Below are 17392 nucleotides of genomic sequence, written 5' to 3' on the forward strand. Positions count from 1 at the left end.
GGCCGAGCTGCCTGACGTGCACCTCGCGGTGCGCTTCCCGACGACGGGTCCGGCGCCCGCACCCGTCGTCGGGAAGAGAGCTACTGGTGCAGCCGCCGGAAGAGCGGCGCGCGGCCGGCCGGCTGCTCGACGACGCCCGTCTGCGGGGCGGCCGGGATGTCGAGGGTGACCGGCTCGTCGACGGTGAGGGTGAGGTCCTCGTCGTGGTGGCGCAGGTCGAGGGGCTCCGAGGAGGTGGCCGACATACCGCTCGGGCCGCCCTGGCCCGTCGTCGGCTCCTCGAGGGTGTAGGTCGCCTGCCCGTGGCCGATCTCGACGTGCACCGACCGGCCGCGCCAGAGCACCCGGAAGCGCAGCCCGGACACCGCCGAGGGCAGGCGCGGGGCGAAGCTCAGCGTCCCGTCGTGCGGACGCATGCCGCCGAGGCCCTGGATGATCGCGGTCCAGCTGCTGGCCGTCGCGGCGAGGTGGATGCCGTCGCGGACGTTGTTCTCGAGGTCGGCGAGGTCCATCTGGACGGATTCGCAGAGGTAGTCGTAGGCCAGGTCGAGGTGTCCGGTCTCGGCCGCCATGACGGCGAGGGTGCCGGGGGAGAGCGACGAGTCGCGCACGGTGATGCGCTCGTAGTAGGCGAAGTTCGCGGCCTTCTGCTCCGGGGTGAACGCGTCCGGGCACTGGACCATCGCGAGGACGAGGTCGGGCTGCTTGACGACCTGCTTGCGGTACAGGTCGAAGTACGGGTAGTTCAGCAGGAGCGGGTAGGCGTCCTCGGGGGTGTTGTCGAAGTCCCAGAACGCGTGCGAGGTGAAGCCCTCGGCCTGCTGGTGCACCCCGAGCTTCTCGTCGAACGGGATCACCATCGCGGACGCGGCGGCCCGCCAGCTCGCGATCTCCTCGCTGTGCACGCCGAGCCGCTCGGCCTCGCGGGGGTGCCGGACGCACGCGTCGGCCGCGCCGCGCAGGTTCCGCTGCGCCATGAGGTTCGTGTACACGTTGTTGTCCGCGATCGCGGAGTACTCGTCGGGGCCGGTGACGCCGTCGATGCGGAAGTTCGACGCGGAGTCGTGGTGGCCGAGCGAGCGCCACAGGCGGGCGGTGGCCACGAGCAGGTCGACGCCGACCTCGCGCTCGAACTCGTCGTCCGCGGTCGCCGAGACGTAGCGCAGCACGGCGTCGGCGATGTCCGCGTTGACGTGGAAGGCCGCGGTCCCGGCGGGCCAGTAGCCGGAGCACTCCTCGCCCCGGATCGTCCGCCAGGCGAACGCGGCCCCCTTCAGACCGAGGGTGGCGGCGTGCGCGGTCGCGATGTCGAGGGTCGAGTGGCGCCAGCGCAGCGCGTCCGCCGCGACCCGCGGGTTGGTGTGCATGAAGACCGGGAGCACGAACGTCTCGCAGTCCCAGAAGCTGTGGCCGTCGTAGCCCTGGCCGGTCAGGCCCTTGGCGCCGATCGCCCGCTTCTCCGCCCGTGAGCCGGCCTGCAGGACGTGGAACAGCGAGAAGCGGATGGCCTGCTGCAGGCGCGGGTCGCCGTCGATCTCGATGTCGGCGCGCGCCCAGAACGCGTCGAGGTACTCGCGCTGGGCGGTCACGAGGCCGTCCCAGCCGGTGTAGAGCGAGGCGTCCAGCGCCGCCTCGACCTGGTCGACGATCGCGGGCTGGGAGCGGGTGCTCGACCAGCCGTAGGCGAGGTACTTGACGATCCGGAGCGTCTGGCCGGGCTTGAGCCGGCAGATCACCGTGGTCCGACCGACGTTCTTCGAGCAGGAGCTCTCGACCTTCGCGTCGTCCGGACCGAAGACCTGGTGCTCCATCGCCGCCCCGACCCGCAGCTCGGAGCGCTTGGTCTGGTGGGTCATCCGCGCGCCGTAGGTGGAGTGCGAGTTGTGCTCCGGCGCGAGCGGCTTGGTCAGCGCGGCGGCGACGCGGGGGTCGCCGGTGATCTCGGGCATCTGCTCGTTGGCGAACAGCTCGGACTGGATGACCAGCAGCGCGTCGCTCTCGGAGTCCTCGGGGATCGTCACCGCGTAGGAGATGGCCGCGACCGCCCGCTGGGAGAAGCTGACCAGGCGCTGCGAGGTGACGTCGACGCGCTGCCCGTTCGGCGAGGTCCACTCGACGTGGCGGGTGAGGATCCCGCTGCGCATGTCGAGGGTGCGCTGGTGGTCGTGCACCTGGCCGTACCGGACGTCGAGCGGCTCGTCGTCGACCAGCAGCCGGATCAGCTTGCCGTTCGGCACGTTGACCAGCGTCTGGTTCTCCTCCGGGAACCCGAAGCCGCCCTCGGCGTGCGGCATCGGCCGGGACTCGAAGAACGAGTTGAGGTAGGTCCCCGGCATCCGGTGCGGTTCGCCCTCGTCGAGGTTGCCGCGCATCCCGACGTGACCGTTGGCCAGCGCGAAGAGCGACTCCGTCTGGCCGAGGAGGTCGACGTCGAGCTCGGGCTCGTGCACGCACCAGGGGTCGACCGTGAACACGTTCGAGATCACCCGGGGACTGTAACCATTCCGAAGAGGTCACGGAGCACGGCCTTTCCGAGAGGATGAGGCCCATGGCGACGCTCAACTCGGTGCACCGCGCCCTGCGCGTGCTCGAGGTCGTCGCCGAGGCGGGTGACGGGATCACCGCGAAGGCCGTCGCCCGGCGGCTCGAGTACAACCTCTCGACCACCTACCACCTGCTGACGAGCCTGGTGGAGGACGGCTACCTGGTGCGCCTGGAGCCCGCCCGCGGGTTCGGGCTGGGTCCCAAGCTGCCCGCCCTGCACGACCGGCTCCGCTCCCAGCTGCCCATCCCGCCCGGTCTCGGCGCGACGTTGCGCGAGGCCCACGCGGCGGCCGGGGCCGCGGTGCTCTACGTCGCCTTCCGGGACGCGGACGTCGTCGTCGTCGACGTCGACGAGTGCCCGGCGCACCCGGTCCCCACGATCTCGACGTGGCGGGGGGCGCTGCACGCGACGGCGGTCGGGAAGCTCCTGCTCGCGGACCTGTCGCCCGCCCGCCTCATCGAGGTCCTCGCCCGCGACGGGCAGCGCCGGCTCGCCCACCGCACGATCCTCGACCCGGACGAGCTGGACTACGAGCTCGACCAGGTCCGTCGTCGGGACCTCGCACTGGACCGCAGCGAGTTCCACGAGCGGCTGGCCTGCATGGCGGCGCCGGTCCGTCGACCCCTTCCCGACGGTGGGCGGGGCGAGTTGGTCGGGGCGGTGTCGGTCGCGGTGCCGGTCGTGCCCGCCGGCGGCCCGGGCAGCCTCTTCGACCGCCGCGTGCGGATGGAGCGGGCGGTGCGGGGCGCGGCCGCCCGAGCGGCGTCGGCGTTCGAGGACGAGGTTTCCGTCAGGTGGGACCGGGGCTGATCACACCCGCCGGCATGCGGTGAGGTGTGCGCATGCCCGCACGTGAGACCGCTCCGTTCCGCGCCGACCACGTCGGCAGCCTCCTGCGACCGCCCGCACTGCTCGAGGCCCGGGGCGCCCACGCCGAGGGCCGCCTCGACGACGCCGGGCTGCGCGCCGCCGAGGACGAGGCGATCCGCGACGTCGTCGCGATGCAGGAGTCGGTCGGCCTCCAGGCGGCGACCGACGGCGAGTTCCGGCGCACCTCCTGGCACATGGACTTCCTCTACCAGCTCGACGGCGTGTCCTCCTCGAAGGACTCGTCGGTCGAGGTGGCCTTCCGCAACGCCTCCGGCGACCTGACCTTCGCGGCGATGTCGCTCGTGATCGACCAGCGGATCGGGCTCTCGACGACGATCTTCGGCGACGCGTTCTCGATGCTGGCCTCCACGGTGACCAGCGCGGTGCCGAAGCTGACCATCCCCTCGCCGTCGATGCTGCACTACCGCCTCGGCGGTGCACCGGTGCACGAGGGCTCGCCCTACTCCGACCCGGACGAGTTCTGGGCCGACCTCGCGTCGGCCTACGCGTCCGAGGTCTCGCGGCTCTACGAGGCGGGCGTCCGGTACCTGCAGCTCGACGACACCTCGCTGGCCTACCTGAACGACCCGGCGCAGCGCGAGTCGATGGCCGCCCGCGGCGAGGACGCCGACCACATGCACGAGCGGTACGTCGACACCATCAACCTGGCGCTGCGCGACCGGCCGTCGGACCTCCGGGTCACCACGCACATGTGCCGCGGCAACTACCGCTCGTCCTGGGCCGCCGAGGGCGGTTACGACCACGTCGCCGAGAAGGTGTTCGGCGGCCTCGAGATCGACGGGTTCTTCTGCGAGTACGACGACGCCCGCTCCGGTGACTTCTCCCCGCTGCGCTACCTCCCGCAGGGTGACCAGCAGATCGTGCTGGGCCTCGTGACCACGAAGTCGGGCGAGCTGGAGTCGGCCGACACCCTCAAGCGCCGTATCGAGGAGGCCACGAAGTACGTGCCGCTCGAGCAGCTCTGCCTGTCCCCGCAGTGCGGCTTCTCCTCGACCGTGGAGGGCAACGCGCTGTCCTACGACCAGGAGGTGGCCAAGCTCGAGCTGGTCGTCTCGGTGGCGCAGGACGTCTGGGGCTGATCCCCGCCCTCCCTGAGGGAGCGGCACTTTCGCAGCTTCTATGTGCGCGAGGGTGCCGCTCGTTCATGACGACGGGTGCGCACCCGGCCGAGCGGGCTGCCCCCCGTCGGTCCACAGCCGGCCGTCCGTCCCCAGAGCACCGTTCGCGGTTACCGCTGTGAGCGGGTCCGGCCGGACCGTGACCCCATGCCACGCCGCAGCCGGGTCGACCCGTCCGACCTCTCCGCCCTCGCCCCGCTCGCCGTCGCCCGCGTCGCCGACCTGGTGGCCCTCGGCCTGCCGTCCGCCACGATCTCCCAACGGGTCCGGTCGGGGCGTTGGCGGCGTCTGTTCCCCGGGGTCGTCCTGATGCAGAGCGGTGCGCCGACCCGGGAACAGCTGGTCGTGGCGGCGATGCTCTACGCCGGGACGGACAGCATCCTGTCCGGCGTCGAGGCCGCCCGCCGGCACGATCTCAACCGTCTTCCCGACGACCGGTCGATCCACCTGCTGATCGCCGAGGACCGCCGACGTCGCTCGGTCACGGACCTCATCGTGGAGCGCACCCACCGTCTCCCGCCGCCCGTCGTGCGTGGCGGTGTCCGGATCGCGCCGGTGGAGCGGGCCGTGCTGGACGCCGCACGCCACTGCTCGGATCGCGACCGGGTGCGCGCGATGCTCGCCGAGGCCGTCCAACGTGGCCGGACCACGGTCGAGCGGCTGCAGGCGGAGCTGCGGGTGGGCAATCAGCGGGGGTCGGGGCTCGTGCGCGAGGTGCTCGAGGAGATCGCCGACGGCATCCGGTCGGCCGCCGAGGGCTGGGGACGGGATCTCCACGCGCGGAGCGGGCTGCCGCCGATGCTGTGGAACCCGACACTGCGATGGCCGGACGGGCGGTTCCTCGCGCGGCCCGACGGCTACCTCGCCGAGGTCGGGATGGCGTGGGAGCAGGACTCCCTGGAGTTCCACCCCGTCGAGGAGGACGACACCGCACGGCGGCGGGCGCGGATGGTCAGCGCCGGCGTGGTGGTGGTGCACCATCGTCCGCGCCGACTCCGGATCGAGCCGGCCCTCGTGATCGACGAGCTGTGGGCCCACTTCCGGCTCGCGGCCTCCCGTCCCGCGCCGGACCTGATCGTGATCCCTTCGGACCAGCGCAATCGGCCAGTCGCCACCCCCCTGTGACGCACGAACGGCACCTTCGCAGCATCTATGTGCGCGAAAGTGCCGCTCGTTCGGAGAGGGTCGGTTCAGACCCCGTAGCGCGCCGCGAGCTGGCCGCGGCAGATGCTGGTGTTCGCGTCGACGCCGACCTGGTAGCTGCGGGCCTTGCGCAGGTGCAGCGGCAGGGCGTCCACCCCGACGGTGCGCCCGGTCGGGTCCACCACCAGCGGGTCGGAGTCCTCGGAGGGGATCCCCAGTTCCCGACGACGGGCGCGGAGACGACGCAGGTCGTCCGAGGCCCCGCTCGACTCCACGGCCTCGCCCAGCGTCATCGTGGCGACCTGCTCCGGGGTCGCGCCGGCCCGCATCAGCGGGCGGACGACGAGGTCGGTGCCGGCCATCAGCGCCCGCTCGGTGAACGTGCGCCGCAGCTCGTCGAGCTCGGCGACGGCCTCGCCGACCTCGGTGCCGGCCATGGAGGTCACGAACCCGGCCCGGGCGGCCACCCCCGCGTTGATGGCGTCGGAGGCGAAGTGGTCGATGAGGACCACGTCGGCCCGCACGACCCCTGCGGCGGCCGAGACCACGTCGTGGGCGTCCGCCACCATGAGGAACGCGAAGTTCGGGGCACAGAAGTAGGTGGGCAGGCGCAGTTCCACGTGCGCGACGCGAGAGTCCGAGACGTCGACGGCGGCGACGAAGTCCAGCGAGACCACGTCGGTGTCGAGCTCGGGGTCGCGCACGGAGCGCAGCGCCTCCCACACCCGGGCCGTCGTCCCCGTGGCGGCCGCCGCGGCGTCCGCGTTGGAGCCGAGGGCCCGGGTGTCGGAGAGGACCGTCATGCCTGGGCCACCTCCCGGTTGACCAGCTCCGCGTCGTCCTGCGCGGCCGGCGAGTCAGCCTTCAGCTGCAGCTCCTCGGGGACCGGGATGTCGTAGAGCTTGGCGGCGTTGAGGCCGAGGATCTTCTTCTTGCCGTCGACGCCCAGGCGCGGGTAGTCGTCGTAGTCGTGGCCCTCGGGGTAGTCCCAGTCCACGAGGCCCTCGACCTGCCACTTGGGCTCCCAGATGGCGTAGTCGGAGCCGAAGGTCATCTTGTCCTCGCCGACCCAGAACAGCAGCTCGCCCATGACCTTGGCGAAGAAGCGCGGGCGGGCGTGCATGAGGCCGCCGAGCACGACCGAGAGGCCGGCGTAGACGTTGGGCTCCTGCGTCGCCATGAAGCAGAAGTCCTCGATCCGCGGCAGGCCCACGTGCTCGACGATGAAGTTCAGGCCCTGGAAGTCGGTCGCGGCCTTGTCGACGTCGGAGACGTCGAAGCCGTCCTTGTCCAGCGGCCAGATCGTCGGGCCCTTGTGGATGTGGATGTTCCGGATGCCGAGCTCCTGCGCACGCTCCAGGAACTTGTAGCACTCGGGGTCGGACAGCTTGAAGCCGCGGGAGTCGCCGTTCCACTCCGCGGTGTAGAGCTTCGCGCCGAGGGGCTTCCACTCCTCGACGTTCGCCTCGAACTCGCGCATCCCGGCGTCGCCGTCACGCGGGTCGAAGCGGGTGTTCAGGCGGAACCTGTCCGGGTGGTTGCGCAGCAGCTGCCCGTTGCGCTCGGTGGTGTTGAAGCCCTCCGAGTACCACTCCTTGAGGTACGTCGGCTGCGCGATGGCGATGTCGACGTGGCCGTCCTCGAAGAGGTCCTTCATGAGGTCGGCCTCGGAGTACTTCTGGAAGTGCTCGATCGACCAGTGGGTCTCGGCCGGGCCGAGCGACTGGTAGGCGTGGAAGCACTCGATCCAGCCCTTGGCGTACTGCTCGGCGCCCTGCACCCAGTTCTCGGGCGACGCGTCCCAGTAGTGCATGTGGGAGTCGACGACGAAGTACTTCTCGCCATTCTTCTCGTACACGGACTTCCTCCTTCGGGCATGGCGGTGCCACGCCCTGTGTGGTGGTGGTGAGCCGAAGAACTAGGGGACGAGGATCGCCCGGCCGCGGACCTTGCCCGCGTCGAGGTCGTGCAGGGCGTCCAGCGCCTGGTCGAGGCGGTACTGGACGGTGTGGAGGGTGACCTTCCCGGCCTGCGCGAGGACCATCAGTTCCGCGAGGTCGTTGTAGGTCCCGACGATGTTGCCGATGACGTTCTTCTCGCCGGCGACGAAATCGAGGGTCGGGGCGGAGAACTGTCCGCCGTAGCCGAGCACGAAGCAGTAACCGGCCGGCCCGGTCATCGCCCAGGCGTCCATCTCCGCGCCCTGCTCGGCGACGAAGTCGAAGACGACCGTGGCGCCGCCACCGGTCAGGTCCTGGACGGCCTGCACGTGGTCGCCGTCCGCCCGGACCGTCTCGTCCGCGCCGATGGACTTCGCGAGCTCGAGGGCGGCCGGGTTCTTGTCGACGACGATGATCTTCGTGGCGGTGAGGGCGGCGAGGGACTGGATCCCGATGTGGCCGAGCCCGCCCGCGCCCTGCACGACGGCGGTGGTGCCCGGGTAGAGGTACGGGACGGCCTTGCGCACGGCGTGGTAGGCGGTGATGCCGGCGTCGGCGAGCGCGGCGACGTCCGCGGGGTTCGTCGACGGGTCGAGCTTCACGCAGGCCCGCGCGGTGGTGCGCAGGTACTCGGCCATCCCGCCGTCGTTGTTCGACAACCCCGGGAAGAAGGCGTCGCCGGTGCACTGCATGTCGCGGCCCGCGCGGCAGGCCAGACACAGTCCGCAGGAGGGCTGCGGGTGCAGGATCACCGTGTCGCCCACGGCCACGTTGGTGACGGCGTCGCCCACCTCGGCGACCCACCCCGCGTTCTCGTGGCCGATGACGTAGGGCAGCGTCGGGTCCTGGATCTGCTCCCAGTCGCCGTTGATGATGTGGAGGTCGGTGCGGCAGACGCCGGCCCCGCCGATCTTGACGATGACGTCGAGCGGGCCCTGGAGCTTGGGCTCGGCGATGTCGTCGAGGGACGGGTCCTGCTGGTACTGGTGCACCCGCACGGCCTTCACGGAAACGGTCCTCCAAGCAACGGTGGTGGGGACGGACGCCGGCGAAACCCGGACGTGGTGTGGGCCTCGTCGCTCCGCTCGCAGCGGTGTCCATCACACGACGGGCTTCGGTTGTGTGCAAGACCCGGGATTCCACCCTGCGCCGAAACGGACAAAACCGGCGCAGTGCGTGCGTCGGTCGTGTCCCGGGTAGGCCGACGCCATGCGCGTCGTGATCGCCGGAGGCCACGGGAAGATCGCCCTGCTGCTCGCGGAGCAGCTCACCGAGCGGGGTGACACGCCGGTCGCCCTCATCCGCAACCCGGACCACGCCGACGACGTCCGGGCCGTTGGCGCCGAGCCGGTGCAGGTCGACCTCGAGGCCACCACGCCGGACGACCTCGCGACGCACCTCGCCGGAGCCGACGCGGTCGTCTTCGCGGCGGGCGCGGGGCCGAACAGCGGGGCCGAGCGCAAACGCTCCGTCGACCGGGACGCCGCCCTCCTGCTCGCGGACGCGGCCGCCGTCGCGGGGGTCCGGCGCTACCTGCTCGTGTCCTCGATGGGCGCGGAGAACCCGCCGTCGGAGGCCGACGACGACTCGGTCTGGGGCTCCTACCTCCGGGCGAAGGCCGAGGCCGAGCAGGGCGTGCGCGGGCGGGACCTCGACGCGACCATCCTGCGCCCCGGCGTCCTCACCGACGAGCCCGCCACCGGGCGGGTGCGCCTCGCCGAGCAGCCGGTGGGCCACGAGGAGGTCACCCGCGCCGACGTCGCCACGACGCTGATCGCGCTGCTCGACGCCCCGGCGACGATCGGGCGGACGCTCGAGCTCATCAACGGCACCGAACCGCTCGGGACCGCGATCGACGACCTGGGCGGACGCACCGGCCCCTCGGTCCACGGCGGCTGATCAGCCCGTCGCGATCAGCCCCTGCGCCACCAGCCAGCGGCGCGCGACGTCGCGGGGGTCGCGTCCGTCCACCTCGACCTCCCGGACCATCCCGCGGACGGCGGGCCCGTCCAGCCGGGTCGTGACGTCGGAGAGGGCGGCGGCCACGGCGGGACGACCGTCGAGGACGCCGGTCCGCAGCATCGGCGCGTATCCCCGCGACCCGGGGGGACCGTCGTCGAGCACCCGCCGGTCGTCGTCGCGTACGGCCAGCCCGAGCGCCGGGACCCGACCGGACGAGCCCGGCACGAGGCCGGCGGTGCACCGGCCGGTGGCCACCCCGGCGAGCACGGCGTTCACGTCCGGCACGACGACGGGTGCGGGGAGTCCGTACGCGGCGGCGAGTGCCGCCGTGCCGGGTGCGACGGCGGAGCCGGGGACCGAGCCGGGGGCCGCGCAGAACACGGTGCCGGGGACGGCGAGCGCGCCCACCGGGCCGGGGGCGCGGGCGACGACCACGTCCGTGTCGGGGAACGGCGTCGGCGGCAGCCAGGTGACGCCGCGGGCGGCGTCGGCGGCCCGCAACGCCGGGAGGTCGGGGGCGGGGTCGGCCGGCGCGCCGGTCGGATCCGGGACGCCGTCGGGGCCGAGGGTGCGCAACGACGCCCACCCGGTGTCGACGTCGGTGAGGTCGGGCGCGGTGTGCACGTCGACCCCGCCGTCCTTGCCGCACTCGTCGGTGGCCTCCCCGGACGCGGCCTGCACGGCGGCGATCGTGAGCTGGCACAGCAGCCGGAGCTCGGTGGTGGGCCCGCCGCCGACGACGTAACCGGTCCCCCGCAGGTCGTGGCGCGCGAGCAGTCCGCCGTCCGCCTCGGCCGACCGCGGCGCGGCGTTGCCGCAGCCCGCCGTCAGGATCGCGGCGAGGAGGACGACGAGCGCGGCGACCGTGCGCCTCCCGCCGCTCCGTTCACCCAGGACCCGCACCCGGGCATCATCGCAACCGTGATCGGCTCAGCCGATCAGGCCCTGCTCGCGCAGGAAGGTCCGCGCCACGTCGTCGGGGGAGCGGCGTCCGACGGAGACGCGGGCGTTGAGCTCGCGCATCACCTGGTCGGTGAGCATCGGCGAGAGCCGCTCGCCGAGCAGGGCGAGGCGTGGGGCGCGGGTGAGGACGTCGGTGCGCACCGTCAGGGCGGCCTGGTAGGGCAGGAAGTAGTCGCGGTCGTCGGCCAGCGTGTTGATGCGCAGCGCGTTGAGCCGACCGTCGGTGGCGAACACCTCGCCGAACACGCACGGGCGGCCCGCGGCGACGGCGGCGTAGATGCCGTTGATCTCGAGGGTGTCGAGCGCGCCGTCGGGGAACTGGAAGTCGTAGGTGCGCAGCAGCCCGACCAGCCCGTCCTCGCGGCCGGTGAACTCCTGGTCGATGCACAGCGTCGCGTCCGGCGAGCCGGAACGGGCGAGGCGCGCCAGGTCGGAGATCGACCGCACCCCGAGGCGCTGGGCGGCCGCCGCGGACACGCCGACCGCGTAGGTGTTGTCGAACGGGGCCTGGCGCAACCAGCTGACACCGTTGGCGGCGTCGGCGACCTGCACGGCCTCGAAGAGGTCCCGCGGGTCGGTGAGCTGGGCCTCCTGGCGCAGGTAGGTCCGCCAGGCGGTCCCGGTGTACTCCCAGTACATGTCGATCGCGCCGGTGGTCAGCGCGGAGCGGACGTTCTCGGAGCCCTTGGTGTCGCACCGCTCGACGACCGTCGCGCCCGCCGACTGCAGCAGGGCGATCGTCATGCGGCAGAGCAGGAGCTGCTCGTCGAACTCCTTGGAGCCGACGGTGAACGTCTGGCCGGTGAGGTCGACGTCGCGGGCGAAGCTGCCGGGCGGGGTGGCCCGCGGCGCGTCGCCGCCGCAACCCGCGAGGAGGGTCGCGGTGAGCAGGGCGACCGCGGCGGTCAGCAGGCGTCGACGCATCGGCTCGCTCCCCCAGGTCACGACGGCAGGCTCACGACGGCAGGTTCCCGACGACGGGTCCGGACGGTGGTCCGGCCGAGGCGGGTCCTGTGACGGCGGGTGGGACACGACGGCGGGGAGGCCCGGCGAACCGGACCTCCCCGCCGTCGTGGCGTACAGCGGCCGGGATCAGCCCTGGCCGATCAGGCCCTGCTGCTGGAGCCACTGGCGGGCCACCTGCGCGGGGTCCTGACCCTGCGAGGAGATCTGGCCGTTCAGGGCGAGCATCGTGTTGTAGTCGAGGCGCTTGGCGATCTCGTTGGAGACCGTCACCACCTGCGGCGCCCGGGCCACCACGTCACCGCGGATGGTGTTGGACGCGTTGTAGATCGGGAAGAAGTTCTTGTCGTCGGGCAGCGCGACCAGGTTCAGACCCGGGATGCGGCCGTCGGTGGTGAACACCTCGCCGAACTTGCAGGGGTTGCCGTTGGCGGTCGCCTGGTAGACGACGCCGGTGTCGAGCGTGGTGACGGCCGGCGGCGAGTTGTACGGCTTGGTGACGCCGTAGGTACGCAGCAGGTTCGGAAGGCCGTCGTCACGACCGGCGAACTCGGGCTCCACGCAGAGCGTGGCGTTCGGGTTGCCGGAGTTGATGAAGTTGGCCCAGTCCGTCGTCGTGCGGATGTTGTTCTGGTCCGCGAACGCCTTCGTCGTGGCGATGGCGTAGGTGTTGTTGAACGGCGTCGGCTCCGTCCAGATGATGTTGTTCTGCTGCTTGTCGAGGTTGGCCGTCGCCTCGTACTGCTGCCGCGAGTCCTTGATGACCTGCGACTGCTTGAGGTCGGTGATCCAGCCGGTACCGGTGTAGGACCAGTACATGTCGACCTGGCCGCTCGTCAGGGCGGCGCGGGCGGCCGCGGAGCCCTGGATGCCGCAGCGGTCGTTGACCGTCGCGCCGACCGACTGCAGCGCCTGGACCTGCGCCTTGCACAGGAAGAGCTGCTCGTCGAAGTCCTTGCCGCCGACCGTGAAGGTCTGGCCCTGCAGGTTGATGCCGCTGGCGGCGAGGCTGCCGCCCGAGGCCGCCGGCTGTCCGCTGCCGGACAGGCCGCCGCAACCCGCGGCGAGGAGGGCGGTGGCGGCGAGCGTCACCGCGCCGGCCCTCCACCCGCGGAGGCGGCCCGTGCCGCCCGTGAGCTTCCACTGCACTGGACGTGTCTCCTTCACTCGATGATCGATTTCCTGAGGTGGTGCCCCGGGCGGCTCCCACGATGTCGCCCGGGACGGCAGACCGGCCGTTATCCGGACCGGGCGACGATGGCTCGCTCGGCGACCCCGGCCAGCCAGTCGATGAGGAGGGCGACGGCGGCGATGATCGCGCCGCTGACGAACAGCAGGTTGATGCGGTTGAGCCGCAGGGCCTGCTGCACGAGCTCGCCCAGACCGCCGGCCCCGATGTAGGTGGCCAGGGTGGCCGTACCGACGTTGAGGACCAGCGCCACGCGCAGACCGGCCACGATGACCGGCACGGCGAGGGGGATCTCGACGCTGAAGAGGGTCTGGCGCGCGGACATGCCCATGCCGCGGGCCGCCTCGATCAGCGACTGGTCGACCTGCTGGAGCCCGACCACGGTGTTGCGCAGCACCGGCAGGAGCGCCGCGAGCGTGAGGCCGATGACCGCACTGCGGACGCCGAACTCCCAGAAGCCGAGCAGGAGCAGCACGCCGAAGGGCGGGAGGGCCTGGGCGAAGCCGCCCAGGGCGAGCACCGCCCCCTGGATGCGACGCGCGCCCGGGCGGCTCAGCACGATGCCGAGCGGCACCGCGATGATCAGCACGAGCACCGTCGAGTAGAGCGTCAGCAGCAGGTGCTGGCCGAGCTGACCGAAGACGTTCGCCGGCTCCAGGGCCCGCTCCTCGATCGTGTCGAGGGTCTGGTTGCCGACGTAGAGCAGCATGACGACGAGGCCGACGACCACGATGATCGGCGCGACCAGCAGGTCGTAGTTCGCCTTGATCATGCCGAGGAAGCCGCGCGAGCCGCTGCCCTCGGTGCGCTGCTGGGCCGGGGTGGGGACGCCCGGCTGCAGGTCGACGGCCGTCACGCGCCACGCTCCCGCGTCTTGAGGCCCGCCACCAGGTCGTTCCAGTGCAGGACGCCCTGGGGCAGGCCCTCCTCGTCGACGACCGCGACCAACGAGGCCGAGCCGTCGAGCATGACGTCGACCGCGTCGTAGACCGTGCCCGAGAGCGGGACCGTCACGAGCGTCGTGCCCGCGGCGTCCCGGTCGGGCAGGTGGCGCCAGGCCACCGGCCGGCCGGAGCCGTCGACCTCGGCGACCGGGGTGCCGTTGCGGTTGCCGACGGCCTTCTCCTCGGTCTCGATCGGGTGCAGCTCGAGGCGCGAGAGCTCGAGCAGCGAGAGGCGCCGGACGGCCGCGCCCCCACCGACGAAGTCGGACACGAAGTCGTCCGCGGGCGCGGTCAGCACGGTGTCGGGAGCGTCGTACTGCGCGAGCCGGCCGCCGGTGCCGAACACGGCGATGCGGTCGCCGAGCTTGACCGCCTCCTGCAGGTCGTGGGTGACGAAGCAGATCGTCTTGCCGACCGTCCGCTGGATCTCGAGGAACTCGTCCTGGAGGCGGTCACGGGTGATCGGGTCGATGGCGCCGAAGGGCTCGTCCATGAGCATGACGGGCGGGTCGGCGGCGAGGGCGCGGGCGACGCCGACACGCTGCTGCTGACCACCGGAGAGCTGGCGCGGGTAGCGGTCGCGGTAGGTCGACGGCTCGAGGCCCACCAGGTGGAGGAGCTCGTCGGCCCGCTCCTTGATGCGGTTCTTGTCCCAGCCGAGCATCTTCGGGACGACGCCGATGTTGTCGGCGATCGAGTAGTGCGGGAAGAGCCCGCCCTGCTGGATGACGTAGCCGATCTTGCGGCGCAGCTGGTCGCCGTTGACGTCGGTGACGTCGTCGCCGTCGAGGATGATGCGCCCGCCGGTCGGCTCGATCAGCCGGTTCATCATCTTCAAGGTGGTCGTCTTCCCACAGCCCGAGGGGCCGATGAGCATGACGATCTCACCCCGCGGGATGGACATGTCGAGCCGTTCGACGGCCGGGGACGTCGACCCCGGATAGACCTTCTCGACGGCTTCCAGGACGATCATGTTCTCGGTCTCAGACACGGATCCCCCTCGGGATGGTCAGGCGCTGCACGATGGCGAAGACGATTTCGAAGACGGCGGCCACCACGAGGCACATGAACGTGCCGATGAGGACCTGGGGGAAGGCGTTGGCCGCGCCGATGCGGGTGATGCCGGTGAGCAGGAGCTTGCCGAGGCCCGGCCCCTGCACGATCGAGGCGACGACCGCGATCGAGATCGAGATCAGCGTGGTGACCCGGATGCCGTTGAGGATGACCGGCCAGGCCAGCGGCAGCTGCACCGTCAGGAGGCGGCGGATGCGGCCGTACCCGAGGCCGCGGGCCGACTCGAGGATCGACCGGTCGACGGCGGTGAGGCCGGCGACGGTGTTCCGGAGCACCGTGTAGAGCGTGTACACCGTGAGCACGATGATCGCGGTCGTCACGCCGAGCCCGGTGATGGGCAGGAAGAGCACGAACAGGGCGAGCGACGGGATCGTGAGGACGGCCGCGGTGATGAGCAGCGACCCCTCCCGGATGCCGGTGGCCCACCAGTCGAAGCTGAACCGGTTCGGGTTCGGCTCGCCGGTGGACACGATCAGCCCGATCGCGACGCTGATGATCGAGCCGATGGCGACGCAGTAGAAGACGAACTGGGCGTGTTGGATCGTGAGGTTCAGGATCTGGGCACTGTTCTCGCCGAAGTACTGGAAGACGTTCACGACACTCCTTCCTTTCTGGTCGGAGGAACGGGACTGGGGGTCGGGGGGCGGCGTTGCCGTGGTGGTCGGGGCGGTCCGGTGGACGGGGGCGGCAGGGTGGCGCCGAGGGCCCGGGAGAGGTCGGCGGCCGCGCGGAGTACACCCGCGCTGACCTCCGGGAGCACCGGGTCGATCCGGGAGTCGGGGCCGGCGACGCCGACGGCGGCGACCACCCCGCCCGTGGCGTCGCGCACCGGGGCGCCGACGGCGAGCAGTCCGCGGTCCATCTCGTGCCGCGCGAGCGAGAGGCCCCGCCCGCGGTCCTCGCCGATGCGGGCGACGAGCTCGTCGAGCGAGCGCGGCGCGCCCGGGCCGGCCTGCGCGAGGCCCTCCGGGACGATCAGCCGGGCGACGGCGGGGGTGTCGAGGTCGATCAGCAGGGCGCGGCCGGTGGCGGTGCAGGACAGCGGCACGATGCGGCCGACCCAGCCGATGGCGCGCAGCTCGCTGTCCGGGGCGGCGGTGGCCACCGTCATGGCGGAGCCGCCGCTGCGCACACAGACCTCGACCCGCTCGCCGAGGAGCGCGGCCTCGCGCTCGACGAGGGCGTCGGCCTCGTCGCGCAGCCGCCGGCTCACGGCCCGGACGCCGAGCGAGAACAGCCGGGTGCCGATGCGGTAGCGCAGCGTGCCCGCCTCGCGCTCGACGAACCCGGCGTCGGCGAGCAGGCGCAGGAGGCGCGAGATCTGCGACTTGTCCCGGCCCAGGGTGCGGGCGATCTCCACGACGCCGAACGACGTCGGGACGTCCGCGCTGCCGACCGGACCGCCGAGCCCGCGGGACTCCGGGTCGCCGAGCAGTTCGAGGATCGCGAGGGCGCGGTGGACCTGGCCGCCCTCCAGCGAGCCCCGCGCGCGGCGCTCGTCGTCGCCGGGGTCGACGCCGTCGCCGGTGTCCGGCTCGTGGTCCGAGGAGGAGACCGAGGCGGTCGGGGCGGCGGAGGCGGACGGTCGACGCGGCGCTCGCGGACTCACCTGGCCCCCCTCTCGGCTCCCCTGACGCGGGGAGCGTGAGGGACAACGGTCGTTGTTTCTGTGGCAACGGCCGCGCAGAGATTAAGGGGATGGCCACCAGGTTGTCACCCGTAAGTTGGGTCTTTCTGGTGGACACGTCACGGCAACGACGGAGCAACCTCGTGACGCACGGTGGGAATCGTGGGCAGCCGAGGGTGAACGCCGCTGGTCAGGGCGACGTGGTCTCGGGCGGGTGAAGCCGTCGAGGCCGAATCGTGACCCGGCGTGATCCGTCGAGATCCACCCGGCCGGGCGGTCCCGGGGATCGGCGTGTTGCAGATTCCGCCGACCGGTCGGGGTGGAATCAGCTCCCGCCGGCGGGCAGGCCGGGGGTCCCGTCGAGGCCCCACAGCTCGAGGAGACGGGCCTCCAGGCGGTCGAGCTCCTCGGCGACGGCGACGTGGGCGCGGCGCCGCCGGGCGGTCGGCATCTGCTCCGCGGACCGGACGGCGGCCTCGAGGTCGGAGAGCCGGTCCCGGGCGTCGCGCGCGAAGGCGCGGACGTCGGCGTCGCCCTCACGGCGGCGCTCGATCTCGCGGATCGAGGTGGCGATGCTGTGGGCCCGCGCGTACAGCCCGGTGCCGCGCCCGGAGAAGGAGGAGAGCTCGTCGGGCGCGACACCGAAGCGTCGGGCGCGCTGCTCGTCGAGGGCGGAGCGGGCGGCGCCCACGGCCTGGTAGATCAACGGCGCGGCGATCGGCACGACGATGCGCGCGATCCCGATCCACCGCTTCACGGTGGCGCCGGTGAGGTGGGTGTCCTCCGCGGCCCGGGCCTTCTCGGCCTCGGCCGCCTCCGCCCGCCGCTCGGCGGCCAGGCGGTCGGCCTTCGCGGCGCGGCCGGCGTGCTTCTCGGCCTTCGCCGCGTGCTTGGCCGCCTTGCGGGACCAGATGACGACGCCGTCGCCGCCCTCGAGCTCGACCGTGTGACTGGTGCGCCGTGCCATTGGGGTCCTCCCCGCTCGTCCCCGGGAGGACCCGGGATGATCGCCTCGCGGGGATGTTCCCCACCC

General features: G+C 72.2%; 16 protein-coding genes. 4 read left to right on the plus strand and 12 right to left on the minus strand.

The genetic code is table 11. The features are described from left to right. Positions 1-80: 80 nt before the first annotated feature. A complete protein-coding gene (locus BJ983_RS22480; RefSeq protein ID WP_179795852.1) occupies positions 81-2486 on the minus strand; it encodes a glycoside hydrolase family 65 protein in 2406 nt (801 codons plus the stop codon). Between the two features lie 62 nt (positions 2487-2548). On the opposite strand from BJ983_RS22480, the gene BJ983_RS22485 reads away from it, so the two are divergent. The 3 genes from BJ983_RS22485 to BJ983_RS22495 all read left to right on the plus strand — a co-directional run bounded on the left by BJ983_RS22485 (position 2549) and on the right by BJ983_RS22495 (position 5679). Beyond that, positions 2549-3355, plus strand: a complete 807-nt coding sequence (locus BJ983_RS22485; protein WP_246325635.1) for an IclR family transcriptional regulator — start codon at positions 2549-2551, stop codon at positions 3353-3355. 32 nt (positions 3356-3387) lie between these two features. Continuing rightward, positions 3388-4515: a 5-methyltetrahydropteroyltriglutamate--homocysteine S-methyltransferase gene (locus tag BJ983_RS22490; protein ID WP_179795854.1), complete on the plus strand. Its 1128-nt coding sequence runs from the start codon at positions 3388-3390 to the stop codon at positions 4513-4515. A gap of 186 nt (positions 4516-4701) precedes the next feature. Next, positions 4702-5679, plus strand: coding sequence for a type IV toxin-antitoxin system AbiEi family antitoxin domain-containing protein (locus BJ983_RS22495; RefSeq protein WP_179795855.1), 978 nt, complete (start codon positions 4702-4704; stop codon positions 5677-5679). A 65-nt stretch (positions 5680-5744) separates the two neighbouring features. Here BJ983_RS22495 and BJ983_RS22500 read toward each other — a convergent pair whose 3' ends face one another. From BJ983_RS22500 to BJ983_RS22510, 3 genes are read right to left on the minus strand one after another with little or no spacing between them, the layout of a single operon-like run. Beyond that, positions 5745-6500, minus strand: a complete 756-nt coding sequence (locus BJ983_RS22500) for an iron-sulfur cluster assembly protein (protein ID WP_179795856.1) — start codon at positions 6498-6500, stop codon at positions 5745-5747. After that, positions 6497-7555, minus strand: a complete 1059-nt coding sequence (locus tag BJ983_RS22505) for an amidohydrolase family protein (protein WP_179795857.1) — start codon at positions 7553-7555, stop codon at positions 6497-6499. The genes BJ983_RS22500 and BJ983_RS22505 overlap by 4 nt, the downstream gene beginning before the upstream one ends. A gap of 60 nt (positions 7556-7615) precedes the next feature. Beyond that, the gene (locus BJ983_RS22510) at positions 7616-8644 is read right to left on the minus strand and encodes an alcohol dehydrogenase catalytic domain-containing protein (RefSeq protein ID WP_179795858.1); all 1029 of its coding nucleotides are present in this window, start codon (positions 8642-8644) and stop codon (positions 7616-7618) included. 202 nt (positions 8645-8846) lie between these two features. Here BJ983_RS22510 and BJ983_RS22515 point away from each other — a divergent pair, with 202 nt between their 5' ends. Beyond that, positions 8847-9536, plus strand: a complete 690-nt coding sequence (locus tag BJ983_RS22515; RefSeq protein ID WP_179795859.1) for an SDR family oxidoreductase — start codon at positions 8847-8849, stop codon at positions 9534-9536. On the opposite strand, the gene BJ983_RS22520 is transcribed toward BJ983_RS22515, so the two are convergent. The 8 genes from BJ983_RS22520 to BJ983_RS22555 form a co-directional block, all read right to left on the minus strand. Further along, complete coding sequence (locus BJ983_RS22520) at positions 9537-10502, minus strand: glycine betaine ABC transporter substrate-binding protein (RefSeq protein ID WP_179795860.1); 966 nt, start codon at positions 10500-10502, stop codon at positions 9537-9539. It lies immediately after the preceding gene. 27 nt (positions 10503-10529) lie between these two features. After that, positions 10530-11507 (minus strand): glycine betaine ABC transporter substrate-binding protein, encoded by a 978-nt coding sequence (locus tag BJ983_RS22525; protein WP_179795861.1) that lies wholly within the window; start codon positions 11505-11507, stop codon positions 10530-10532. Positions 11508-11654: 147 nt separating this feature from the next. After that, on the minus strand, positions 11655-12674 hold the full coding sequence (locus tag BJ983_RS22530) for a glycine betaine ABC transporter substrate-binding protein (protein ID WP_179795862.1): 1020 nt from the start codon (positions 12672-12674) through the stop codon (positions 11655-11657). An 89-nt stretch (positions 12675-12763) separates the two neighbouring features. Further along, entirely contained in the window at positions 12764-13570 is an 807-nt protein-coding gene (locus tag BJ983_RS22535) for an ABC transporter permease subunit (RefSeq protein WP_179795863.1), read from the minus strand. Beyond that, a complete protein-coding gene (locus BJ983_RS22540) occupies positions 13567-14631 on the minus strand; it encodes an ABC transporter ATP-binding protein (RefSeq protein ID WP_179798118.1) in 1065 nt (354 codons plus the stop codon). Before BJ983_RS22540 ends, BJ983_RS22535 begins: the two co-directional genes overlap by 4 nt. 10 nt (positions 14632-14641) lie before the next feature. Next, positions 14642-15328, minus strand: a complete 687-nt coding sequence (locus BJ983_RS22545; protein ID WP_179795864.1) for an ABC transporter permease subunit — start codon at positions 15326-15328, stop codon at positions 14642-14644. Next, positions 15325-16341, minus strand: a complete 1017-nt coding sequence (locus BJ983_RS22550) for an IclR family transcriptional regulator domain-containing protein (protein ID WP_179795865.1) — start codon at positions 16339-16341, stop codon at positions 15325-15327. The genes BJ983_RS22545 and BJ983_RS22550 overlap by 4 nt, the downstream gene beginning before the upstream one ends. Positions 16342-16684: 343 nt before the next feature. Continuing rightward, complete coding sequence (locus tag BJ983_RS22555) at positions 16685-17326, minus strand: DUF6474 family protein (protein ID WP_179795866.1); 642 nt, start codon at positions 17324-17326, stop codon at positions 16685-16687. Positions 17327-17392 lie beyond the last annotated feature (66 nt).

Source organism: Actinomycetospora corticicola (assembly GCF_013409505.1).
In the GTDB taxonomy this organism is placed as follows: domain Bacteria; phylum Actinomycetota; class Actinomycetes; order Mycobacteriales; family Pseudonocardiaceae; genus Actinomycetospora; species Actinomycetospora corticicola.

Bases quoted from the DNA above. Each gene is read 5' to 3' on its own strand.
- BJ983_RS22540 (WP_179798118.1), bottom strand. From the start codon at position 14,631: ATGATCGTCCTGGAAGCCGTCGAGAAGGTCTATCCGGGGTCGACGTCC.
- BJ983_RS22495 (WP_179795855.1), top strand. From the start codon at position 4,702: ATGCCACGCCGCAGCCGGGTCGACCCGTCCGACCTCTCCGCCCTCGCC.
- BJ983_RS22485 (WP_246325635.1), top strand. From the start codon at position 2,549: ATGGCGACGCTCAACTCGGTGCACCGCGCCCTGCGCGTGCTCGAGGTC.
- BJ983_RS22515 (WP_179795859.1), top strand. From the start codon at position 8,847: ATGCGCGTCGTGATCGCCGGAGGCCACGGGAAGATCGCCCTGCTGCTC.
- BJ983_RS22500 (WP_179795856.1), bottom strand. From the start codon at position 6,500: ATGACGGTCCTCTCCGACACCCGGGCCCTCGGCTCCAACGCGGACGCC.
- BJ983_RS22490 (WP_179795854.1), top strand. From the start codon at position 3,388: ATGCCCGCACGTGAGACCGCTCCGTTCCGCGCCGACCACGTCGGCAGC.
- BJ983_RS22555 (WP_179795866.1), bottom strand. From the start codon at position 17,326: ATGGCACGGCGCACCAGTCACACGGTCGAGCTCGAGGGCGGCGACGGC.